Here is a 21840-nt window from a genome sequence, read left to right on the forward strand (position 1 = left end):
TATGACTAAGAAGTGGCGCATTGCCTCGTTTTTTCATTTGGTAAAAGACACTTCCAACTTCTTCGTACGAAACTTCTTTTTTATTTTTGCGCGGCCGATTCTTCCCCGTAATCGCTAAGCTTTGAGGCGTTCAGGCGCTTTTTTCTCGGTCACTTATTCTTTAGCGAGAGAGAGTATTTCAGGGCGGTCATTCATTAGCGGCGGGTAACAACGGATGGTTAACGCGTTTGTTTCGTCACGTTTCAAACTTATTCTTCCACGCATAAATATCGACTTCCAAGTGCTGGCATTCAACGGCAGCGAGGTCCTTGATCAAGCGTTTTTCATCCACGTACAGGTCGTGAGTGAAAACCCCTCCCTAGCGCTGGAGACGTTGCTCCACCAACCCGCCTACCTGGATTTCGGTGACGCGAACGAAGGCCTGCATGGGCATATCTACGCGATAGGCCGAGATGACCCAGGTCAGCGCACCACGCGCTACCACCTGACCCTGGCACCTCGGCTGGCCTATCTTGCGCATCGGCGCGACCAGCGGATTTTCCAGCGGCGCAGCGTGCCGCAGATCATCGCCGCCGTCCTCGAACAGCATGGCATTCTGGCGGACGCCTACGTGTTCGAGCTGGGCCCCGTGGTTTATCCGCCGCGCACGTTCTGTGTGCAGTACGCGGAAAGTGACCTGCACTTCATCCAGCGGCTGTGTGAAGAGGAGGGCATTCACTACCATTTTCGTCACAGCACGGACGCTCATCTGTTGGTGTTCGGTGACGACCAGACGGTGTTTCGCCGCTTGCCGGTGCAGCGCTATTACCCGGCTGGCGGGCCGCAGGCCGAAACGCAGGTTATCCAGCGTTTCGAGGTGCGTTTGGGCACACGCAGCCAGGCGACGGTGCGCCGCGATCATGATTTCGAACACCCTTCGTTGCTTCTGCAGGACACCGCCGGTTCTGCTCCGGCGCATCCTCTTGAGGATTATCACTACCCAGCAGGATTCAGCGGCCATGTCCGGGGTAAGCGCTTGGCGCGGCGGGGGTTGGAGCGTCACCAACGTGACCGTCTTCGGGCATTGGGCAGGAGTGATCAACCCGCGCTGCGCAGTGGACATTTTCTTGAATTACGCGATCACCCCGACCCGTCCTGCAACGATTTGTGGCTCATCACTTCGGTGCGTCACGAGGGCTATCAACCGCAGGTGCTGGAGGAGGCTGCGCCCGCGACTGACCGGTTCCTGGGGTATCGCAATCGCTTCACGGCGACCCCTTGGCAAGCGGTACATCGACCGTCCCTCAAACATCCCAAGCCGAGCATCCATGGCAGCCAGACCGCAACCGTGACCGGGCCGCCCGGAGAGGAGGTGCATTGCGACGCTTATGGCCGGGTGAAGGTGCGCTTTCACTGGGACCGCCTGAATACGTCGGATGATACAAGCAGTTGCTGGGTCCGGGTGGCGTCCGGATGGGCCGGTGACGGGTTCGGTGCAACGCTGATTCCGCGTGTGGGCATGGAGGTGCTGGTGACCTTCCTGGAAGGGGACCCGGACCAACCGTTGATCAACGGTTGCCTGCCGAATGCGTCGCACAGGTCGGCCTATCCCCTCCCGCAGTACAAGACCCGCAGTGTCTTGCGCAGCTGCAGTTCCCCCGGCGGCGCGGGCGCCAATGAGCTGTACCTGGAAGACCGCCGCGGCGAGGAGTTGATTTATCTTCGCGCACAGCGGGACCTGGAGCAGCAGGTCGGCCATGACAGCCGGTTGGAGGTGGCGGGCGAACGCCGGGAAGTCATCCACGGTATGAGCACCACTCACCTGGGCAGCGAGGAGCATCGCCAGGTCACGGGTGATCGCAGCGTCGTACTCAAGGCCAGCGATCACCTCGATGTACACGGCGATAGCCGGACCCACGTTGGCCAGACTTTGTTCGTCGAAGCGGGGCAGCAGCTTCACCTCAAGTCCGGTGCCAGCCTGGTGATCGATGCCGGGGCGCAACTGAGCCTCAAGGCGGGCGGCGAGCACCTGGTCATCCAGGCGGGGGGCATCTTCAGCAGTCGGCCCATCACCCTGGGCGGTTCACCCTCCGTGACCCGAGCGGCGAATGCGTTAGCGGCGGCCGACAGGCCAGCGATCTCCGTGGTGCAAGGCACCCTCATGAACCTGGCCAGCCAACTGGGGGCCGACTACTGCCCGGTGTGCGAGCGCTGCCGCGAAGGCCTGTGTGATCTGCCGGGGAGGGCTGCTTGATGCAGAACATGCCAGGCCAATGGATGGATCAACAGCATCAGGCAGGACATCGGTTGTGTTTGATCCTTGAGGGGCAGCATGAAGCCTGTCAGCCACTGCTGGCGATGCGCGATGTTTCACAGCATCGCAGCCTCTACGCCGAGACCGACTTGGCGGAACTGGCGGGGCAAGGCCCAGTGATTTTGTTGCTGGAGCAGATGAACGAGCCTGCATTGCTCGGCCTTTTGCAGCAGCCCGAGAACAACTGGGGCTGGCTGGGCAGCCTGCCAAGCGAAGACCTGGACGTCGTGACTCGGCACTGGCGTGACAGGCTGCTGGTGGGCCCGGAAGGTGTGCAATCGATGTACCGCTTTCACGACAACCGCACCCTGGCACGCGCACTGGCCTATCTGCGCGCGGAACATTGGCCGCAATTCCTCGGCCCGTTGTTCAGCGTTTGCTACTGGCACGAAGAGCGCTGGCGCACGGCTGACAACCCGGCCCCCGGTGAACATCCGGTGCCCAACCCCGCGCCTTGGCTGAACACCCCCAACCCGAACGCTGAAGCCATCCTGCAGGCCAATATCCTGCGTTACCTGTTGACCGAGCACAGTGAAGACCTGGTCGCGTTAGCGGAATTCCAGGACCCAAGAATCTGGCTGGCGCAGGTATTGGAGCAGGCTCGCACCTGGCAGTGGCGAAGGCCCGAGCAACTGGAGTTTCTGGTGGTACGACGGTTGGAAGAGGCCACACGGGGCACGGTCGTTCAGTGGGGGCCGCGGGGTGGGGAGGCACCGGGAGAGCATTTTGAACGGGTGGCAGCCCAGTGGGAATTGACAGGAGGAAAAAATGGCTAGGCGAAGGTGGGGCGTGTTGATTGTGCTGGCGATGATAGGGCAGGCGGGGTGCGTGAGCAAACCGGTTGAACGGTTTACGTTGGAGGTGGATTTGCCGGCGGAGTTTCGCTTCATCGGCGGCGCCAACTATGGTCCCGCGACTGGGGAAACGTGCACGTTGCCGAGACGTCGAGGCAAAAGGCCCGAGAGGAAAATCTTTATTGCGCGTTACAAACCGGTGGCTGAACGCGTGAGTTTTGAGCTACCGCTGACGGAGATCATTGAAGGGTGCCCTACGGTTTTGCGCAGTGTGGATTTTAGAACGTATGCGAAGTGGGGGACCCGATATTCAGACGTCGGGGGAGACCTCGCAGGTTTCTCAATCACAGATCCCTCGAACGCCGATATACCTGGGATGCCAGATTCGGGCGTTCAGGAATTGCACAAGCAATGTCAGTGGTTGTTTCGGACGGCGGGGCCGCAACACGCGATCATCAAGGTTCTTTCATGCAAGGCTTTTGAGGTGGCCCGTCAACCACACGGACAGGGATCAGGACACGTGGTGCAGCGGGATCAGTTGCCGGGAAAGACACTCAGGGTGACGCTGACTTTAATTGACGAGGAGGAACCGTATTTTGACGGTACCTGGGTGGCAGTACCTGGCGGATGGAAGCGTTGTAAAGGTAACAGCTTTGAAGACCTGTACGCGTTTTGCAACGGTAATACCACCGACTTTAAGCCTATAAAAATGCCCGATGGTCGCATCTGTGATGTCTACCCATCGTGCAAGTAACAAGGAGCAAACTCATGATGTTGGACGCACGGAAGCAACCTTTTTTCAGTGATAACAAGCCGGCTTGTCCATTGCGCGGGCATTGGGTGAGTTTTTGCCTGGCAGATGAACTCGGCGTTGGGACGGCCTACGGTGGGTTGCCTTACACCCTTCACGATAGCGCGGGGCAACAATACAAAGGCAGGCTGGACGGAAACGGATTCGCCACACTCAAAGATATTTACTGTGGGCCTGTGGCCCTTGTTTTTGACGACCTGTATTCAGGAACGGAGCCGTTGTATCAGCAACTGATGTCGCGCCGAGCTTACAAGCTCCCTATCACCGAGCTTCAAATTCGGGCGGAACACACTCGATTTGCTCGCTCCGACGGTCGGCGTACTGAGGGTGATCCGGCTCAACCAACAACCAGTCGGTTTTATCAAGTTGAAGTTCGCGACTTGGTCCGTCATGTCGCCCACTTGCCACCGGTTGCGCAGCGAACTCACCAACCCCAGCGGCACGCGTTAAAGATGCTGGCGGACCTTGGCTTCGGGCCGCCCCAATCGACCTTGGCGGGGATCGTATTATTTCCCAACAACCATACCGTCCTGGAGGTTCGGCCACTGCGAGCGTTGCGTCCGATGCTTTCAACCGAAGACAGCTTCTGTGCCTTGAACCTGTATCAGCTGGCGTTGATGGCCACCTTGAGTTATTGCAATTTCGGCCAGGAGCCACCTCAACGGCCTCGGGACGCAGTTCGATTCCCCTTCGACCCAAGCGTCGGTCATTTTTTTGCTGAAAAGCTCTCGGGTTATCACGAAGCCTGGCGAGTCGATGCAGATCAACAGCAACGGTTCTATCCGCTCTACGAAGAGGTCCCGTATTCCCGGCGCTTCGAGATTTTGCCTTTCGATCCCACGCTGTACCCCCAAAACCGACCTGAATTAGCGGAGAAGCAGGAGCACCCCGCGAGTTTGCATTTTTTTGATGATGAAGAATTTGGTACTGACACGCAGGCATTTATCAGTCATCACGATGAGGTGATCCTGATTGCGGTACGGGGTACTGCCAGCGCTGCAGATGGGCTACGGGATGCAGACGCTCATCAGGTGGCTTTCGCCGAGGGTATCGGCAAGGCGCACGAAGGGTTTTATCAGGCTTATCGGGCGATGCGTGATTTCGTGCTGCATTACCTCACTCAGTTTCACACCGGCCAACGAATCATCATCTGCGGCCACAGCCTGGGTGGCGCAATCGCTTTGCTCTTGGCAGAAGGCCTGCGCCGAGCGCCGGAGGGGAACTACAACATCCTCCTCTACACCTACGGTGCCCCGCGCGCCGCCGACTCCGAATTCACCCTCGGTGCCTCAAGCCTGGTCCACCACCGCATCGTCAACCACAACGATCCAGTCCCCAGCGTCCCGGCTCCGTGGATGAACACCACCGCCAAACTCTGGATCCCCGGCGCCGTCACACTCTTCAGCGCCCCCGCGTCCGGTGGCCTGCTGTTTGCGGCCGGCCTGGTACGTTTCGGTGGCAATCCCTACCAGCACCATGGCGAACAGCAACACTTCATGCCGATCATGCTCGCAGATGGCACGCATTCTTCAGTGTTGTGGAAACCCGGTTGTGAGTCCATCCAGGAAGCCGGCTGCAACCGAGCGTTGCAACTCCACGGTGACATGCCTGACCGTGACAATCTGCTGAAACAGCTGTTTCAGGCCAATCAGCACTTCATGACCGCCAGCTATATCCCAGCCGCCTGGGCGACGCTACGTCGCTGGCAACAAACCCAGGAAAGCAGCGGGCCCTTGGTCACACCGAGAGAATTTGAACGGCTCGATCACGCACTTGAAACCATGCGCCAGCAACTGCGCAACAAGCGCCGCGAACTGGTCCGCCTGAAGCCCGCCAACGATCGGGGCTATGAGCACAACGAAGCCTTGAACGCCGAGATCGACCGCTTGCACACCAGTCGTGAGCGCCTTGCGACCCTGCGCTGGCGCCGTTTGGACGCGCGTGATGTCTACGGCAGTCAAGCCCACAGCGCCAGCTTGCAACCGAGCCTCAGGCGCTGGTTCAGTCACCATGAAAACCGCGAGCTGGCCCAGGTCGCCAGTATCCCTCCTGCCATGCCTGGCGAATGGGGGAGGGCGCAAACACTGGATATCGACTCGATTGCCTGAACAGAGCCTTTACACAAACTCCACCTGCGCCGGCTGACGTTTCATCAAGACCTTGCCGTTGCGGATCGAGTAAAGCGGCAGGCCCTGGCTACGGATGACCTCGTAGTCGCTGTCCGCCGAAAGGATCAGCAGGTTGGCTGGCCGTCCAGGCTCCAGGCCGTATCGTTCGCCCAGGGCCATGGCTTTGGCGCTGTTGTCGGTCACCAGGTCCAGCGCGCTTTGCAGGTTGCGGTAGCCAAGCATGTGGCAGATGTGCAAACCGGCTTCCAGCACCCGCAGGATGTTGCCGTTGCCCAAGGGGTACCAGGGATCGACGATGGAGTCTTGGCCGAAGCACACGTTCATGCCGGCCTCCAGCAGTTCGTTGACCCGAGTGACGCCACGGCGTTTCGGGAACGTATCGAAGCGGCCTTGCAGGTGAATGCTCTCGGTGGGGCAGGAAACGAAGCTGATACCGGAGTGCCCCAACAGGCGGAAGAGCTTGGCGCAGTAGGCATTGTCATAGGAGCCCATGGCGGTGGTGTGGCTGGCGGTAACGCGAGCGCCCATGTCACGGCTGCGGGCTTCTTCGGCCAGCACTTCGAGAAAGCGCGAATGCGGGTCGTCGGTTTCGTCGCAGTGCACGTCCACCAGGCAGCCGGTGCGTTCGGCCAGGTCCATCAGGAACTTCACCGAACTCACGCCCTGGTCGCGGGTGTACTCAAAGTGAGGGATGCCGCCGATTACGTCGGCGCCGAGGCGAATGGCTTCTTCCATCAGTTCGCGACCGTTGCGGTATGACTCGATGCCTTCCTGGGGGAACGCGACGATCTGCAGGTCGATCAGGTGCGTACTTTCCTGGCGCACTTCCAGCATGGCCTTGAGCGCCGTGAGGTCCGGGTCGGTGACGTCGACGTGGGTGCGCACGTGTTGGATGCCGTGGGCGGCCAGGGCCTGGATCGTCTTTTTGGCGCGGGTCTTGGTGTCTGCCTGGGTGATGGTGGCCTTGCGTTCGCCCCAGCATTCGATGCCTTCGAACAGGGTGCCGCTCATGTTCCAGCGCGGCTCGCCGGCGGTCAGTGTGGCGTCGAGATGGATATGGGGTTCGACGAAGGGCGGAATCACCAGGTTGCCGGCGGCGTCCAAGTCGTCGGCCGCGGCAGTCGTTGTACCCGATTGGGGGGTGATGCTGGCGATCCGGCCATGTTCCAGGTGCAGATCATGCAGGCCTTCACGGTTGCGCAGGCGGGCGTTGATGATGTGCATGGGCAAGTTCCTCTTGGCTAAAAACAATCAGGCAGACAGCCGCCAGATCATCAGCGCAATGCCGATGTCCAGGCGGTCATAAGCGTTATCCAGCGTCAGGCCGCACAGGGCTTCGATGCGCTGGACACGGTGTGTCAGGGTGTTGCGGTGCACGGCCAGCCGTTGGGCGGCGGCCACAAGGTTACCATTCTCGTGAAACCAGGCTTCCAGGGTCGGCATCAGGCTGGGGCCATGGTGCACGTCGTGGCGCAGTAATGGGCCGAGGCGTTCATTCAGGAATTGGTCGAGCAGGGCGCGATCACGCACGCCGCTGAGCAGTTTGAGCACGCCCAGTTCGTCGTACATGCAGAGCCCGGCCCGCTCGCTGAAACGCCGTGCAGCGGCCAACGCCTGGCGCGCTTCATCCTGCGCCTGGGCCAGGCGTACCGGTGGGTGCGCGGCGGCGCTGAGGCCGATAAACAGTTTGAGCGGCGCCAGGCGCAGGTTCAGCGGGTTGAGCCAGTTGGCCAATTGCTGGCGGTTGGCCAAGGCGGCGACAGCGTCCGGCGCCGGCAGCAGCAGTGTCCATTGCCCGGCCCGTCCGAGTACCGGCAACCCGGCAGACACCTGACGCAAACGCCGACTGATAGCGTCATGTTGCCGCGCCAGTTGCGCCTCTACATAGGCGGCATCGCCCTGGGCAAACAGCCATTCGCTGCCTTCCAATTGCAGTTGCACAACCTGCCAGTGCCCGGCCAGCGACAGGCCCAATTGCACTGCACGGTGCAGCAGCAAATCCAAGGATTGGTAATCGCCGGTCAGCAAGCGCTCCAACACATCGTGCCGCGAGCGCCCCAATTGCTCGGACTGGATCAGCGCCGAGCCAATGGCCTGGGTCACCAGCACCATTTTCAGCGAATAGGGCTGTTCGATCAGTGGCATGCCGGCGGCTTCGGCAGCCTCCAGCAAACGCGGGGGAATCGCCTGGATATATGCCGGCCCCGTGAGTATCACCAACCCAGCCACTTGGCGCTGACAGGCTTCATCCAGCAGTTGCAGCAAGTTGGCTTCATCCCGTGGGTGATTGATCCCGGTCACGAACACCAGCTCGCCGCCCAAGACCCATTCGGCAATCCCGCTGTTCTCCGCGACATAGGGCCAGCGCACGGTATTATCCAGGCCAACGGCGCCTGCGCGCAGGCGCATTGATTCCAAGCCCGGCAGGGCCAGTACATCGGCAAGGGTCAGGCTCATGCGCGGGCGTCAGCCAGCGGCGCGCGCACCCGGAGTACGGTGGTGAGCACGATGTAGGTCAACGACGCAGCAACGATGCCCACCAACGGCGCGACCCAGGGCGAGCTGAAAGCCAGCACCGTGCCCACCGCATACGCCACCAGCCCAGGCCAGTTGAACGCCGGCAGGCGAGCGTCGGCCAGGCGCGGATAGTGGCCGCGGTAACGGTAGAAGAGGTCCGCCATGATCACCCCGCCAATCGGTGGGATCACCGTGCCCAGCAGGATCAAGTACGGCACCAGCAGGTCGTACATGCCAAGCAACGCCAGCAGGGTGCCGATCACCGCGCCGGCCAGGGTCACGGTCTTGCGCCGCTTAGTGCGCAGCAGGTTGCAGCCGGCCACCGCGAAGTTATAAATGGTGTTGTCCTGGGTGCTCCAGATGTTGAGCAGCAACATGGCCATCGCCGCCATGGCAAAGCCCTGCAGCAGCAACACTTCGACCACATCCGGTTGTTGATAGACGATGGCACCGTAGGCGCCGATCAGCACCATCAAGCCGTTGCCGATAAAGAAACCGATCAGGCTGGCCAGCACCGCCACCTTGGCCGAACGCGAAAAGCGCGTCCAATTGGTGGCTTGGGTCGCGCCGCTGACAAAGGTGCCGAACACCAGAGTGATTGCCGTGGAAAAGTCCAACGCACCGCTCGGCACCACCGCCAACAACCCCTCCAGCCCGCCGACTTTCACGGTCGCCACCCACATCGACAGACACAGAAGGATGCCCATCGCCGGCACCGCGATGTAGGACAGAATCTCCAGCCCGCGATAACCAATGTAGGCCGTGGCGCAAAACACCAGGCCAAACAGCACCATCAACGCCAGCACGCTGCCCTGGCTCAGTTCGAAATACTTGCCCAGCACCACCGCGGCCGTGGCGGTACCCCAGGCGTACCAGCCGATTTGGGTAAAACCGAGGATCAAGTCGCTGAGCTTGCTGCCCAGTTCGCCGAAGCAGAAGCGGCCCATCAGAACCGAATTCAGCCCGCTCTTGAACGCGATGTAACCCAGGCCTGCGGCGTAGATACCCAACAACAGGTTACCCAGGGCCACGACGCCGAGCATGTCGATAAAGCTGAACGCCACCCCCAGCTTGCCGCCGGCAAACATGGTCGCGGTAAAAAACGTAAAGCCCAGCAGCACCATGGCGGTCGACGCCAGGCCTTTGCGCGCATGCATCGGGACTTCGCTGAGGGGGTAATCATTGCCCGGTTCTTGCTGCGTCATGTGCCTTGCTCCCTGAATGAGTGACGCAGGCCTACTGCACCGTGCGTGCCAAACCGGCGGCAGTGACAGGCGCACGGTCGACGCTGTGCATCGTGCACACTATTTATAGCCAAACATGGGAGAAACGCAGGAAGGGTTGTACGCCGTGCCCAGTCGGGCACGAAAGCGGTGCAGCGGTGATACAAATTGGATCAGTCGAATAGCGTGTAGGTCGTCTCGCCGCGATGAAAGGCGAATGCCGCCTCCAGATCACTCTCGATGGTGCGCCCACGGGACAGCGGCGGCAGCGCATCGAGGCGGAAAAAGCCCACTTCGGTAGTCTCGAAACCCGCCATCGGTGCGCACTGATCCACCGGTTCACACAGGAAGTACAGCTTGTAGAAGTCCCGCACGTCCGGACGATACAAACCCTTGGCCTTGTGCGTGACGCTGTACAGCGCCCGCGCGGTGACCGTCAATCCGGCCTCCTCGCGAATCTCCTTGACGATATTTTCCGCCGCCGACAAACCGATATCGGCATAACCGCCCGGCAACGCCCAGCAGCCATCGGTCAACTCGCGCACCAGCAGAATTCGGTCGTCCTCGATGATCGCACCCCGTACGTCGATCATCGGTGTCGAATAGCGCTGGGCAAAGTCGGTGACTAACCCGGTGATGCGCTCCAAGGGCACATTGCCCAATTGCGCGAGCATGCTGTGGGCAATCTCGGCAATTTCTTCCAGGCGCTCGCGCTCGAAATCATCAGTGCAAAAGTGCAGCCCCGTGGACGCCAACGCCTGCAAGCGTTTGGCTTGGGCCAGCCAGGTGTTTTCCATGGGTTACTCCTGGAGTTGTTTGGTCATGTATACGCGGTGCAGGCCATGTTCTTCGGCCCGGTGGGTTTCGACATAGCCACGGCGCGTGTACAGCCTGATGTTCTCGGCCATGGTTTCATTTGTGTACAGGCGGATGGCGGCGAAGCCTGCGGCGAGCGCCTGTTGCTCGGCAAAATCCATCAGCAACCGCCCGAGGCCCAGGCCCTGGGCATCCGGGGCGACGGCCAGATTATCCAGCAGCAGTGCGTCATCAGCATCCAGCAGGATGATAAAACCCTGAACCCGCCCGGCATTTTCCAGCACGTGTACGCCTCCGGCTTTCACTTGTTGGTGATAATCCTCCAGCATCGGCCCTGGCTTGCGGCCGATCCGTTCGATGTACGGCGAGTAGGCCGCCTGGACGATAGCCTCGATGGCAGCAACATCTGCAGCAGTGGCGAGGCGCATCATTGCAATGTGCTCCCTTGGACAGTCGATCAATCTGTCGGCGCTTCGAAGATCCCTTCGATAGGCCGTTCGAACACGTTGGCAATCTTGAACGCCAACGGCAAGCTTGGATCGTAGCGGCCGGTCTCGATGGCATTGATGGTCTGGCGCGATACGCCAAGGCGCTCGGCAAGGTCGGCCTGGGACCAGCCCAGTTCCGAGCGTAACTGACGCATCAGGTTATTCATTGGTAGCGCCTTGTGCCGATGATCGTAGCCACGCACCAGACGCCACCCATGATCGGCCACACCATAAAGGCCGACGAGCGTGGGAAGCCGGCAGTTTCCAGGAAGCCGTAGCTGAAGGTCGTGAGCGCCGTGCACACAAACGCCACGGCCAGCGCGTCCAACTGGATCTTGCGGCCCATTTCATCCATGGCGTTCAGCCGGCGGATGATCGTAACCGCCATCGCGATCATCGGAATCACTGGCAGCAAGGCCAAGGCGATTTTTGCGGCGCCGTCGGGCATGGACGACACATAGGCGCTGGAAATGACGACGCACAGCATGTACGCCAGCATTATCACCGCGAATTCCACCAGAAAGCGTTTGACCGACATGACCATCTCCACAAGTAAAGGGTGCTTTACATTAGGTTTGGATTATTGCCGTGTCAAGGGTGCTTTACATTGAGGGTGGCAGACGTAAAAAAACCACCCGCAGGTGGTTCTTCAACGCGCAATCGCTTACTCGCCGCGATAGATGCAACCGCTGGTGCAAGTCTCGTGGATGCGAATCGCACTGAGCTCAGGCAGCAGGGGTTTCAGCTCATTCCAGATCCACTTGGCCAGCACTTCGCTGGTCGGGTTTTCCAGGCCTGGGATGTCATTGAGGTAGTTGTGGTCGAGACGTTCATAGAGCGGTTTGAAAATCGCCTTGATCTCCGAGAAGTCGCGAATCCAGCCGGTATGGGGATCGAGGTCGCCGCTCAGGTGGATCGCCACCTTGAACGAATGCCCGTGCAGGCGCCCGCATTTATGGCCTTCCGGTACGTGGGGCAGGCGGTGGGCGGATTCGAATGTAAATTCCTTGAAGATTTCCACAGTGTTTTCAGCTCGGTCGGTGTCTGGCAGGCGGCGAGTTTAACAGCTTGATCCCTTGGCGCGCATACCGTCCCTCGCTGTATAGGTATCTACACGACTCTGGGTATGGCGCTGGACCTGTGGCGAGGGAGCTTGCTCCCGCCGGCGGCCTGACAGCTGACCACAATCTAACGGTTACCCCGCGATCCAAATGTGGGAGGGGGCTTGCTCCCGATAGCGGTGTGTCAGTCGATTCATCAGGTGACTGATTCAGCGCCATCGTGGCCTCGGTATCTACACCACCCTGGGTATGGCGCTGGACCTGTGGCGAGGGAGCTTGCTCCCGCCGGCGGCCTGACAGCTGACCACAATCTAACGGTTACCCCGCGATCCAAATGTGGGAGGGGGCTTGCCCCCGATAGCGGTGTGCCAGTCGATTCATCAGGTGACTGATTCAGCGCCATCGGGGCCTTGGTATCTACACAATTTTGGGTATGGCGCTGGACCTGTGGCGAGGGAGCTTGCTCCCGCCGGCGGCCTGACAGCTGACCACAATCTAACGGTTACCCCGCGATCCAAATGTGGGAGGGGGCTTGCCCCCGATAGCAGCGTGTCAGTCGATTCATCAGGTGACTGATTCAGCGCCATCGGGGCTTGGGCATCTACACAATTCTGGCTATGGCGCTGGACCTGTGGCGAGGGAGCTTGCTCCCGCCGGCGGCCTGGTAGACGATCAGGATGTTGGATCAGACCGGGTACATATCCGTTAGTTAGGTAACGGCTGCTATGGGTTCCGCTTTTACAGCGGCTCACTTTTGAAAAGCGCAAAAGTAAGCAAAACGCTCTTGCCCCAACACTCGGCACCTCGCTCACGCTCGGTGTGCCCGTAATCCGACAGGTATTTGGGGGGCCGCCGCCACGCGCCATCCATGGCGCGGGGCGGCTAAACCGGCATCCCTGCCGGTTTACCCCCCAAATCCCTGTCGAATTCCGGCCAGCGTGTTTGACGGGGCGCCTGAGATCAAAAGCTAGATCAAGGTCACGATCAAGAGCGGCTCGCTTCGCATCGTGGTTAGTGGGGTGGAGGGGCTGCACAGTTTTGTGCCGATAACTTTGGTTATCGCTGGTAAGCCGCCGTCTACAAGACTTGTAGTCTCTCGCCCAATCCGCCGTTATCCGCCAATGCCAGAAACTCATCCCCTAGCCGCCGGCTTTCGCTCATCGCTGTCTGCCAGTATTTGTTGCGGCTTGGGTCGTCGCCCATGAAGCGCTTGAAGTCGCTGCGGTCCGGGAGTTTGCCGTGGGGCAGGCGGGCGAGGTAGTCCTTGGATGGCGCCAGCAGTAACACGTCCTGCAGGCCCTGCTGGTTGCTGCGCCGCCACGGCAGGCCCTTGTCGAACCAGCCGGGGATGACCCGGTCGGTGAAGTGCGGGTACAGCACGATGTCATCGCCGTGGTAGGGCAGGTCGAGGTGGTAGTCCAGCAGGCCACCGTCGCGGTAGGTGCCGGCGCCTGCGCCGGGCAGGTCGCGCACGCCTTGCATGACCATCGGGATTGAGCCCGACGCCAGCAGTGCCTGGCGCAGGTTGCCCAGTTCCAGGGCCAGGAAGCGCGAGGGGAAATCCTTTAGCGGGTGCACGGGCGGGGCCTGGCGTGGGTCGTGGATGATCAGCCGTTCGAAGTGCCGCGACAGCCGCGCGCGGCCGCGTAGGTTGTCGGCGATTACTGAGGACAGGCCCAGCCCGAGGCGCCCACGGTGGTCATCGGCAAGCAGGCCATGGCTCTTGACCACCATGATGTTGAGGCGGTAGTCCGGGTTGTCCAGCACCCGTGCATCGCGGCCGGCCAGCAGGTCGTCGAGCATGCGCCGGCAGCTGTGGCTGACTTCGGCCATGGTCACGCCTTTGGCAAAGCGCTGTTCGTTATATAAGCGGCCAAGGTCCAGCAGGCCTTGCACCGGGTCGGGCAGGCAGGCGCTGGCAAACCGCCAGGAACCGATGGACGCGCCGATCAGCGCCCGCTCGCGTGGTGCGCGGGGCAGCCAGTCGCCGAACAGCGCCAGGTCCAGGCCCTGGATGCCCAGCGCCTTGGGGCCACCGGCCGCGCCGGGCAGGATGCCGACATCGGCAGGCTTGAGGCCTTGCTCGCGAATCCGGGCAAAGGCGCGTTTGCCGGCCTTGAGGGTCAGGGCGGGAAACTTGATGTGGATGGCTGTCATACCGGTCTCTGTTGAAGCGAGCGGGGCAGTATAGAAAATCTCGCGGGATGAGGGAAAAAGGCCTGGGCTGGAATTGCCATGGTGGCAATTCAGTTTCAGTTAAGTTGCAGCGCGTACGGTGGCTGGCGTAGGAAAACATCCAGTAACGGAGACTTATCATGAAGCGCCTCACCGCTCTGGTTGCCGCCGGTATCATCGCTCTCACGGCGACCCAGGCCCGAGCCGTGGACCCCGACAAGCCACTGAAAGTGCCGGCCACTGTTACTATTGTCGCCTTTGATCAACTGGAAGCGGCGGCCCTGGCCCTGCACCCTGGTTCGACACTGCTGGATACCGACCTGGACGAGGCCTATGGCAAGTACGTCTACGAGGTCGAATTGGAAGATGCCCACGGCATCGAATGGGATGTTGAATTGGACGCGCTCACCGGGCAGGTTCTCAAGAATCATCAGGATACGTAATGAAGGTAAATTTACGCGCCGGCAGTCGCGTGGCGCTGGTGCTCATGGCATTTTGCTCCAGCTTGGCGGCCCGCGACCTCAATCAGGATGAAGCCTTGGCACTGCGCCAGCAGGGAGTGATCCTGCCGCTCGAACAGCTGTTGCATCAAGCCATGGCGCGCTATCCCGGCTCACGCCTGCTGGAAGCCGAGCTGGAAAAGAAACACGGGCAATATGCCTATGAAGTGGAACTGGTGACCACCGACGGTGTGGTGCGCGAGATCAAGCTGGACGCGAGCACCGGTGTGCTGATCAAAGACGAGGAAGACTGATGCGCCTGCTGCTGGTGGAAGACAACGTACCCTTGGCCGATGAACTGTTGGCTGGCCTCCAGCGCCAGGGCTATGCCGTCGATTGGCTGGCCGACGGGCGCGATGCCGTTTACCAGGGCCGAAGCGAGCCCTACGACCTGATCATTCTCGACCTTGGCCTGCCCGGCCTGCCTGGGCTCGAGGTGCTGGCCCAGTGGCGTGCCGCCGCGTTGGCGATCCCGGTGCTGATTCTCACCGCCCGCGATTCCTGGGCCGAGCGCATCGAAGGGCTCAAGGCCGGCGCGGACGATTACCTGGCCAAACCCTTTCACCCTGAAGAGTTATACCTGCGTATCCAGGCGTTGTTGCGCCGTTCCCATGGCCAGGCTAACCAGCCCACGTTGCAAGCCGCCGGCCTGCACTTGGATGAAGGCCGCCAGTGCGTGTTGCGCGATGGCGCCGAGATCCAGCTGACCGCCGCCGAATTCCGCCTGTTGCGCTATTTCATGCTGCACCCCGAACAGATCCTGTCGAAAAGCCACCTGGCCGAGCACCTGTACGATGGCGAGACCGAGCGGGATTCCAATGTGCTGGAAGTGCACGTCAATCACCTGCGCCGCAAGCTGGGCCGCAGCGTGATCGAGACCCGGCGCGGCCAGGGTTACCGGTTTGGCGCCAACCCTGCATGAGGTCGATCCAGCGGCGCCTGAGCCTTGGCCTTATCAGTGTGATGGTGATCGTCGGCGTGGTGCTGGCGCAGACCAGTCTGTGGTTGTTCGAAGCCGGTTTGCAGCGCTACCTGGAAGCCGGTCTGCGCAACGATGCCGAAAACCTGCTGGTGGCTCTGGTGCGCGGACCCAACGGCGTGCAGCTGGATGAACAACGCCTGTCGCCGGCCTATCAGCGGCCGTTTTCCGGGCACTACTTCCGCATCGATTTTGCCGAGACCCACTGGCGCTCCCGCTCCTTATGGGACCAGGAACTGCCGCGCCTGCCCGAGATCGGGCTCAAGGGTAATCTGCAACTGGGCCCGGAAGGCCAGCAATTGCTGGTGTTGCGTTCGGACTACAAACGCTTCGGCCAGTCGATTTCCATCAGCGTGGCCCAGGACTACACCCCGGTGCGGGAAAGCTTCCACCTGATGCGTCAGATCGGCCTGGTGCTGGGGTTGGCGGCGCTGCTGCTGGTGTTGGTCCTGCAGCGGGTCACCGTACGCCGCGCGTTGCGCCCGCTGGAAACCGCCCGCAACCAGATCGCCCAACTGCAGCAGGGCCAACGTTCGCAGCTCGACACCCAGGTACCGCTGGAGCTGGAGCCGTTGGTGGCGCAGATCAATCACTTGCTGGCCCACACCGAAGACAGCCTCAAGCGCTCGCGCAATGCCCTCGGCAACCTTGGCCACGCGCTCAAAACCCCGTTGGCGGTGCTGTTGAGCGCGGCATCGAGCGAGGCGCTCAAAGATCGTCCTGAGGTGAGCAAACTGTTGCGTGACCAGTTGGAGCAGGTGCAACAACGCCTCAACCGCGAACTCAACCGCGCCCGCCTGGCGGGTGAAACCCTGCCCGGTGCGTTGTTCGATTGCGATAAAGAACTGCCTGGCCTGCTCGCCACCCTGACCATGATCCACGGCGAGCACCTGGACCTCAGCTACCACGCCGCACCCGGCCTGCAGTTGCCCTGGGACCGTGAAGATCTGTTGGAACTGCTCGGCAATCTGTTGGGCAACGCCTGCAAATGGGCGGACGCCGATGTGCGCCTGGGCATCATCGAGACTGAGCACAGCTACCGGTTGGCGGTGGAAGATGACGGTCCCGGCATCCCCGAAGCGCAGCGTGACCAGGTGTTCAGCCGTGGCGCGCGCCTGGATGAACAGATAGACGGCCACGGCCTTGGGTTGGGGATCGTGCGGGACATTGTCGAGGTGTGGGGCGGGGTGTTGCAGTTGCACGAAAGTGAGTTGGGTGGGCTGAAAGTGCTGATCGAATTACCCCGTGGGAGGGGGCTTGCTCCCGATGGCGGTGTTTCAGCCAACGCCTCTATCGACTGATTCATCGCTATCGGGAGCAAGCCCCCTCCCACTGTTGATCTGCGTCAGGTCAGGTGGCGTGCAGTCGCTCAGACGCGGAACTGATCCATTAGCCCCTGTTGTTGATTCGCCAGGCTGTTCAACGCCTGGCTCACCCTGGCAGACTCATTCGCCTGCTCCGACAGCGATTCGGTCACATCGCGAATGGTCGCCACGTTGCTGTTGATCTCCTCGGCCACCGCGCTTTGTTCTTCGGCGGCGCTGGCGATTTGCAGGTTCATGTCGCTGATCACTGTGACCGCATCGCCAATCTGACGCAGGGCAGTCACGGCCTCGCCGACTTGTTCGACGCTGCCCTGGGCCTGGCGATAGCTGTTACCCATGGCGCCGACGACATCGACGGTGCCGCTTTGCAACTGCTCGATCACCAGGCGGGTTTCTTCCACCGATTCCTGGGTGCGTTGCGCCAAGTTGCGCACTTCGTCGGCCACCACCGCAAAGCCACGGCCGGCCTCACCGGCGCGGGCGGCTTCGATGGCGGCGTTGAGGGCCAGCAGGTTGGTCTGCTCGGCGATGCCGCGAATCACTTCCAGCACCGAACCGATCTTCTCGCTATTGGCGGCCAGGCCTTCGACTTGGGCCATGGCGGTGCTCATGTCCGCCGCCAGGCGGCCGATGTTGGCGGTGGTGCGGTCGATCACGGTCAAGCCGTCGCGGGTCGCCTGGTCGGCATCGCGGGCCGCTTGCGCCGCCTGCGCCGCGCTGCGCGCCACGTCCTGGGCGGTGGCGCTCATTTCGTGGGAGGCGGTGGCCACCTGATCGACCTGGCGGTACTGCTGTTCCATGCCGGCGCTGGTTTGCGTGGCAATGGCGGCGGACTGGTCAGCGGTGCCACGGGCGTCCTGCACCGAGCGTTTCACCTCGGCGATGATCGGTTGCAGCTTGTCGAGGAAACGGTTGAACCAGCCGGCCAGTTGGCCCAGCTCATCCTGTTTGTCGTAGGCCAGGCGGCGAGTCAGGTCGCCTTCGCCGCTGGCGATGTCTTCGAGCATGTGTGCCACGCCGAGGATCGGCCGGGTCACACTGCGCGCCATCAGCCACACCAGAATCAGGCCGACCACGGCTGCAATCAGGCCCAGGCTCAGTTCCAGCAGGGTGCCCTTGGCATTGTCGGCATCCAGTTGGGCTTTCAGCGCTTCGGCGGGGGCCACCAGGACGTTCTCTGGCACGTCCAGCAACACGCCCCACGGTTTGCCCTCCGGAATCGGCGCGAATGGTGCCAGTACCTTGAGCTGATGGTTGCTGCGCAGGCTGCGGATCTGTGTACTGCCGGCCAGGGCGCTGATCAACTGCGCACCGTTGGTGGTGTCGACCTGGTCCAGGCGCTGGCTGAGTTTGCTCGCGTCCGTACTGTAGCCGGCGAGCAAGCCGGTGGGGCTGAGGATGCTGACTTGGGTCTGACCGTCATACAACTTCTGGCTGGCCTGTTGGCTCACGGCCTGCAGGCTGTTGAGGTTGATGTCCACCGACAACGAAGCGATGACGTTGCCATTGACCATCAGCGGGAAGACGATGCTGGTCATCAGCACGTTTTGCCCATCGATCCTGTAGAAGTAAGGCTCGATCACGCAGGGTTTGAGGGTCGTACGCGGGCAGGTGAACCAGGCGTTGGCCTTCTCGCCGCTGGGGCTGAGCTGGGTATTGGACATGTCGCTTTCCGGCAACGCCATCGAGGTCAGCTTGCCCGGCGTCGGTTGCGACCAGTACAGGGCGAAGCGGCCCTTGTCATTACTGCCCAGTTCGGCCTGGCCGGCGAATAACTCATCCTTGCCGTCCAGGGCGTTGGCTTCGAACACCAGGGATAAACCGAGCAAGTCCGGGTTGGCCTGCAGGGCGGCCTTCACCTGGCGGGTCAGGTCTTCACGGGTGTCGAAGGCGTCGAGGAAGCGCTTTTCAGCCTGCTCACGCAAAAACAGCACCTGGCGGGAAAAACCGTGGCCGTATTGGTAGGCGTCCATGAATTGGCGACGAATGCCCAACGCTTGCACTTCACCCTGCGCCTCGATGCGCGCCTGGGCGGCTTCATCCAGCATCTGCATGCTGGAGGCTTTGACCTGCTGAGAGCTCTGCGCCATGCGATACAACGAAAGACCCACCAGCAGTGTCACGATCCCCAGCAGGCACAGGCCGGCGAGCAGGGTGATTTTCCATTGAATGGAGAGCTGCCTAAGCGACATCGGAAATCCTTAACCTAAAATACAAACAGAGGCTCTGTATCGGCGGTTTCAGAGGTTTCTTTATTAAAACAGTCATTCTCACTACAGGTTTTTTGACATGCGGGCCCACCTGCTGCAAAGTGCGCGCCCTCTAATAAGACCTCCTTCAAGCCTGCACGCTGGCTGCCATCCGATGGCCGCCTGGGCGCGGGCATGCCTGTTTTTTATGTTTCTGCTTGAGGTAACCATGATTAACGCAGTCATTGCCGCGGTCGGCACCATGCTGGTGCTCAGCCTGTCCCGCGTGCATGTGGTCATCGCCATCATCGTCGGTGCCCTGGTCGGTGGCCTTACCGGTGGCCTGGGTATCGACGCCACGCTCAAAGCCTTCAATGGCGGCTTGGGCGGTGGTGCAACTGTGGCGTTGTCCTACGCCTTGCTCGGCGCTTTCGCCGTGGCAATTGCCAAATCCGGCCTGGCCCACGCCTTGGCCGACAAGGCGCTGCTGCTGGTCGACCGCCAGGAAGCCACCGGCGGCAGTCACGTCAAATGGCTGTTGATTGGCCTGCTGTGGGTGGTGGCGATTGCCTCGCAGAACATCCTGCCGATCCATATCGCGTTCATCCCGCTGTTGGTGCCGCCGCTGCTCTACGTGCTGACCAAGCTGCAACTGGACCGCCGCCTGATCGCCTGTGTGATGACCTTCGGCCTGATCACGCCCTACATGTTCCTGCCGGTGGGCTTCGGCAATATCTTCCTCAACCAGATCCTGCTGGCCAACGTGGCCAAGAGCGGGGTGGATATCAGCCAAGTCAACGTCACTCACGCCATGAGCCTGCCGGCGCTGGGCATGGTGGTTGGCCTGCTGGTGGCGGTGTTTGTCAGCTACCGCAAAAAGCGCGTGTACGACCTGGAGAAAATCGAGCGGGTCGAACAGGTCGCGGTGCAATACAACCCGCTGACCCTGCTGGTGGCCGGCGTGGCGATTGCCTCGGCGTTCATCATCCAACTGTGGCTGGACTCGATGATCATCGGCGCCCTGGCCGGGTTTTTGATCTTCTCGGTGTCGGGCATCGTGCGCTGGCGCGACACCGACGACCTGTTCACCGAAGGCATGAAGATGATGGCGATGATCGGCTTCATCATGATTGCCTCGTCGGGCTTCGCCGAAGTGCTCAAGGCCACCGGTGACGTGCGTTCGCTGGTGGAAACCTCGGCGGCGTTCATCGGCCATAGCCGTGGGGTGGGCGCGCTGCTGATGTTGCTGGTGGGTTTGCTGGTGACCATGGGCATCGGTTCGTCGTTTTCCACGGTGCCGATCCTGGCGGCGATTTTTGTGCCGCTGTGCGTGCAACTGGGCTTCAGCCCGGTGGCCATCGTGTGCATCGTCGGCACGGCGGGTGCCTTGGGCGACGCCGGCTCACCGGCCTCGGACTCCACCCTCGGCCCCACCTCCGGCCTGAACATCGACGGCCAGCACCACCACATCTGGGACACCGTGGTGCCGACGTTCCTGCACTACAACCTCCCGTTGCTGGCGTTCGGCTGGCTGGCGGCAATGACACTCTGACCCGCTGACTACAGATATCTCTTGTGCGGCCGATAGCTTTTCAAGTCGCCTAATAAGAGAGAAAAGCCATGCGTCTGAGCCTCAAGGCCAAAGTCCTTTCACTCGCCGTAGTGCCGGTGTTGCTGTTCGCCGTGGTCATCAGCCTGACCACCGTCTGGATCCTGCAGGGTCAGGCGCGCAACGAGGTGGAGGAAACCCGCCAGCGCCTGCTCAACGATGCCAAGGCCACTCTGCAAAGTTATGTCGAAGTGGCCATGACCACCATCAAACCGCTCTACGACGCGGCTGCCCCCGGTGATACCGCCGCGCGTGCCGAGGTGGTCAAGCTGCTGTCCAATACCCGCTACGGCAAAGATGGCTACTTCTTCGGCTACGACTCCGAGACCATCCGCCTGTTCAAGGGCAACAGCCCCGACGGTGTCGGCAAGAGTTTCAAGGACAACCGCGACCCCAATGGCGTGTACGTCAACCGTGACTTGGTCAAGGTCGGCAAGGACGGCACCCACTACCTGCAATACAGCTCGACCCAGCCGGGGCAGACCGAACTGGTGCCGAAGATGGGCTACACCGAATACCTGCCCAAATGGGACATGGTCATTGGTACGTCGGTGAACCTGGATGGCATCGAGGCCCAGGTCGCCGTGGTCGAAGCCAAGGTTGAGAAACGCATGGAAGGCGTTCTGCTGAGCATTCTTGGCGTGGCCGTGGTGGTGCTGTTGGTGATCGCGGCCGTCGGTATGGTAATGGCCAATACCATCCTGCGCCCGCTGCACCTGATGAAAGCCAACCTCGACGATATCGCCGCCGGGGAGGGCGACCTGACCCGCCGCCTGGCCATCACCAGCCAGGACGAGCTGGGCGATCTGGCGGGCGCTTTCAACCGTTTTGTCGACAAGATCCACGGCCTGGTGCGCCAGATCACCGAGATGACCACCCAACTCACCGGCCTGGTCAGCCAGGTCTCCGATCAGGCCCAGCGCTCCGAGCA

At 61.3% G+C, this 21840-nt stretch carries 19 protein-coding genes and 2 pseudogenes; 10 read left to right on the top strand and 11 right to left on the bottom strand.

Annotated elements, in window-relative coordinates:
- The first annotated feature begins 214 nt into the window (after nucleotides 1-214).
- The 4 genes from tssI to ACI512_RS13905 are packed head-to-tail and all read left to right on the top strand — an operon-like array spanning nucleotide 215 to nucleotide 6006.
- Nucleotides 215-2233: a type VI secretion system tip protein TssI/VgrG gene (gene tssI / locus ACI512_RS13890; RefSeq protein ID WP_236382329.1), complete on the top strand. Its 2019-nt coding sequence runs from the start codon at nucleotides 215-217 to the stop codon at nucleotides 2231-2233.
- Nucleotides 2233-3069 carry a DUF4123 domain-containing protein gene (locus ACI512_RS13895; RefSeq protein WP_236382331.1) on the top strand — a complete coding sequence of 279 codons (837 nt, stop codon included), beginning with the start codon at nucleotides 2233-2235 and terminating at the stop codon, nucleotides 3067-3069. The genes tssI and ACI512_RS13895 overlap by 1 nt, the downstream gene beginning before the upstream one ends.
- Nucleotides 3062-3841, top strand: coding sequence for a hypothetical protein (locus ACI512_RS13900; protein ID WP_236382333.1), 780 nt, complete (start codon nucleotides 3062-3064; stop codon nucleotides 3839-3841). Before ACI512_RS13895 ends, ACI512_RS13900 begins: the two co-directional genes overlap by 8 nt.
- Nucleotides 3842-3855: 14 nt before the next feature.
- The gene (locus tag ACI512_RS13905; RefSeq protein ID WP_236382334.1) at nucleotides 3856-6006 is read left to right on the top strand and encodes a lipase family protein; all 2151 of its coding nucleotides are present in this window, start codon (nucleotides 3856-3858) and stop codon (nucleotides 6004-6006) included.
- Nucleotides 6007-6015: 9 nt separating this feature from the next.
- Here the strand turns inward: ACI512_RS13905 and codA are convergent, their stop codons facing one another.
- From codA to ACI512_RS13950, 9 genes are all read right to left on the bottom strand, one after another.
- Nucleotides 6016-7251, bottom strand: coding sequence for a cytosine deaminase (gene codA / locus ACI512_RS13910; protein WP_046036762.1), 1236 nt, complete (start codon nucleotides 7249-7251; stop codon nucleotides 6016-6018).
- 27 nt (nucleotides 7252-7278) lie between these two features.
- Nucleotides 7279-8484 (bottom strand): PucR family transcriptional regulator, encoded by a 1206-nt coding sequence (locus ACI512_RS13915; RefSeq protein WP_012723353.1) that lies wholly within the window; start codon nucleotides 8482-8484, stop codon nucleotides 7279-7281.
- Nucleotides 8481-9749, bottom strand: coding sequence for a cytosine permease (gene codB, locus ACI512_RS13920; RefSeq protein ID WP_236382336.1), 1269 nt, complete (start codon nucleotides 9747-9749; stop codon nucleotides 8481-8483). Before codB ends, ACI512_RS13915 begins: the two co-directional genes overlap by 4 nt.
- A 191-nt stretch (nucleotides 9750-9940) precedes the next feature.
- Nucleotides 9941-10564, bottom strand: a complete 624-nt coding sequence (locus ACI512_RS13925; protein WP_093544997.1) for an NUDIX hydrolase — start codon at nucleotides 10562-10564, stop codon at nucleotides 9941-9943.
- Nucleotides 10565-10567: 3 nt separating this feature from the next.
- The gene (locus ACI512_RS13930; RefSeq protein ID WP_329616653.1) at nucleotides 10568-11014 is read right to left on the bottom strand and encodes a GNAT family N-acetyltransferase; all 447 of its coding nucleotides are present in this window, start codon (nucleotides 11012-11014) and stop codon (nucleotides 10568-10570) included.
- 26 nt (nucleotides 11015-11040) lie between these two features.
- The gene (locus ACI512_RS13935) at nucleotides 11041-11238 is read right to left on the bottom strand and encodes a helix-turn-helix transcriptional regulator (protein ID WP_231808831.1); all 198 of its coding nucleotides are present in this window, start codon (nucleotides 11236-11238) and stop codon (nucleotides 11041-11043) included.
- Nucleotides 11235-11609, bottom strand: coding sequence for a hypothetical protein (locus ACI512_RS13940; protein ID WP_236382345.1), 375 nt, complete (start codon nucleotides 11607-11609; stop codon nucleotides 11235-11237). The genes ACI512_RS13935 and ACI512_RS13940 overlap by 4 nt, the downstream gene beginning before the upstream one ends.
- Before the next feature lie 126 nt (nucleotides 11610-11735).
- Complete coding sequence (gene queD / locus ACI512_RS13945; protein ID WP_003190259.1) at nucleotides 11736-12092, bottom strand: 6-carboxytetrahydropterin synthase QueD; 357 nt, start codon at nucleotides 12090-12092, stop codon at nucleotides 11736-11738.
- A 1117-nt stretch (nucleotides 12093-13209) separates the two neighbouring features.
- On the bottom strand, nucleotides 13210-14289 hold the full coding sequence (locus ACI512_RS13950) for a patatin-like phospholipase family protein (RefSeq protein ID WP_236380263.1): 1080 nt from the start codon (nucleotides 14287-14289) through the stop codon (nucleotides 13210-13212).
- 158 nt (nucleotides 14290-14447) lie between these two features.
- Between ACI512_RS13950 and ACI512_RS13955 the strand changes: the two genes are divergently transcribed.
- The 4 genes from ACI512_RS13955 to ACI512_RS13970 are packed head-to-tail and all read left to right on the top strand — an operon-like array spanning nucleotide 14448 to nucleotide 17087.
- Nucleotides 14448-14750 (top strand): PepSY domain-containing protein, encoded by a 303-nt coding sequence (locus ACI512_RS13955; protein WP_012723360.1) that lies wholly within the window; start codon nucleotides 14448-14450, stop codon nucleotides 14748-14750.
- The gene (locus ACI512_RS13960) at nucleotides 14750-15061 is read left to right on the top strand and encodes a PepSY domain-containing protein (RefSeq protein ID WP_236380264.1); all 312 of its coding nucleotides are present in this window, start codon (nucleotides 14750-14752) and stop codon (nucleotides 15059-15061) included. Before ACI512_RS13955 ends, ACI512_RS13960 begins: the two co-directional genes overlap by 1 nt.
- On the top strand, nucleotides 15061-15729 hold the full coding sequence (locus tag ACI512_RS13965) for a response regulator transcription factor (protein ID WP_046036848.1): 669 nt from the start codon (nucleotides 15061-15063) through the stop codon (nucleotides 15727-15729). The genes ACI512_RS13960 and ACI512_RS13965 overlap by 1 nt, the downstream gene beginning before the upstream one ends.
- A complete protein-coding gene (locus ACI512_RS13970) occupies nucleotides 15726-17087 on the top strand; it encodes a sensor histidine kinase (RefSeq protein ID WP_405121846.1) in 1362 nt (453 codons plus the stop codon). Before ACI512_RS13965 ends, ACI512_RS13970 begins: the two co-directional genes overlap by 4 nt.
- A 68-nt stretch (nucleotides 17088-17155) precedes the next feature.
- Here the strand turns inward: ACI512_RS13970 and ACI512_RS13975 are convergent, their stop codons facing one another.
- Nucleotides 17156-17911, bottom strand: coding sequence for a methyl-accepting chemotaxis protein (locus tag ACI512_RS13975; protein WP_405121892.1), 756 nt, complete (start codon nucleotides 17909-17911; stop codon nucleotides 17156-17158).
- A 102-nt stretch (nucleotides 17912-18013) separates the two neighbouring features.
- Nucleotides 18014-19303, bottom strand: a pseudogene (locus tag ACI512_RS13980) (HAMP domain-containing protein); the annotation flags it as partial.
- A gap of 229 nt (nucleotides 19304-19532) precedes the next feature.
- On the opposite strand from ACI512_RS13980, the gene ACI512_RS13985 reads away from it, so the two are divergent.
- Together ACI512_RS13985 and ACI512_RS13990 are read left to right on the top strand one after the other, a co-directional pair.
- The gene (locus ACI512_RS13985) at nucleotides 19533-20852 is read left to right on the top strand and encodes a Na+/H+ antiporter family protein (RefSeq protein WP_162471077.1); all 1320 of its coding nucleotides are present in this window, start codon (nucleotides 19533-19535) and stop codon (nucleotides 20850-20852) included.
- Between the two features lie 68 nt (nucleotides 20853-20920).
- Nucleotides 20921-21742: pseudogene (locus ACI512_RS13990) on the top strand (cache domain-containing protein); the annotation flags it as partial.
- Between the last annotated feature and the right edge of the window lie 98 nt (nucleotides 21743-21840).

This window comes from Pseudomonas petroselini (assembly GCF_045037875.1).
Lineage (GTDB): Bacteria > Pseudomonadota > Gammaproteobacteria > Pseudomonadales > Pseudomonadaceae > Aquipseudomonas > Aquipseudomonas petroselini.

Coding starts and splice junctions, on each gene's coding strand:
- tssI (WP_236382329.1), top strand. CDS start 215: ATGGTTAACGCGTTTGTTTCGTCACGTTTCAAACTTATTCTTCCACGC.
- ACI512_RS13895 (WP_236382331.1), top strand. CDS start 2,233: ATGCAGAACATGCCAGGCCAATGGATGGATCAACAGCATCAGGCAGGA.
- ACI512_RS13900 (WP_236382333.1), top strand. CDS start 3,062: ATGGCTAGGCGAAGGTGGGGCGTGTTGATTGTGCTGGCGATGATAGGG.
- ACI512_RS13905 (WP_236382334.1), top strand. CDS start 3,856: ATGATGTTGGACGCACGGAAGCAACCTTTTTTCAGTGATAACAAGCCG.
- codA (WP_046036762.1), bottom strand. CDS start 7,251: ATGCACATCATCAACGCCCGCCTGCGCAACCGTGAAGGCCTGCATGAT.
- ACI512_RS13915 (WP_012723353.1), bottom strand. CDS start 8,484: ATGAGCCTGACCCTTGCCGATGTACTGGCCCTGCCGGGCTTGGAATCA.
- codB (WP_236382336.1), bottom strand. CDS start 9,749: ATGACGCAGCAAGAACCGGGCAATGATTACCCCCTCAGCGAAGTCCCG.
- ACI512_RS13925 (WP_093544997.1), bottom strand. CDS start 10,564: ATGGAAAACACCTGGCTGGCCCAAGCCAAACGCTTGCAGGCGTTGGCG.
- ACI512_RS13930 (WP_329616653.1), bottom strand. CDS start 11,014: ATGATGCGCCTCGCCACTGCTGCAGATGTTGCTGCCATCGAGGCTATC.
- ACI512_RS13935 (WP_231808831.1), bottom strand. CDS start 11,238: ATGAATAACCTGATGCGTCAGTTACGCTCGGAACTGGGCTGGTCCCAG.
- ACI512_RS13940 (WP_236382345.1), bottom strand. CDS start 11,609: ATGTCGGTCAAACGCTTTCTGGTGGAATTCGCGGTGATAATGCTGGCG.
- ACI512_RS13950 (WP_236380263.1), bottom strand. CDS start 14,289: ATGACAGCCATCCACATCAAGTTTCCCGCCCTGACCCTCAAGGCCGGC.
- ACI512_RS13955 (WP_012723360.1), top strand. CDS start 14,448: ATGAAGCGCCTCACCGCTCTGGTTGCCGCCGGTATCATCGCTCTCACG.
- ACI512_RS13960 (WP_236380264.1), top strand. CDS start 14,750: ATGAAGGTAAATTTACGCGCCGGCAGTCGCGTGGCGCTGGTGCTCATG.
- ACI512_RS13965 (WP_046036848.1), top strand. CDS start 15,061: ATGCGCCTGCTGCTGGTGGAAGACAACGTACCCTTGGCCGATGAACTG.
- ACI512_RS13970 (WP_405121846.1), top strand. CDS start 15,726: ATGAGGTCGATCCAGCGGCGCCTGAGCCTTGGCCTTATCAGTGTGATG.
- ACI512_RS13975 (WP_405121892.1), bottom strand. CDS start 17,911: ATGGAACAGCAGTACCGCCAGGTCGATCAGGTGGCCACCGCCTCCCAC.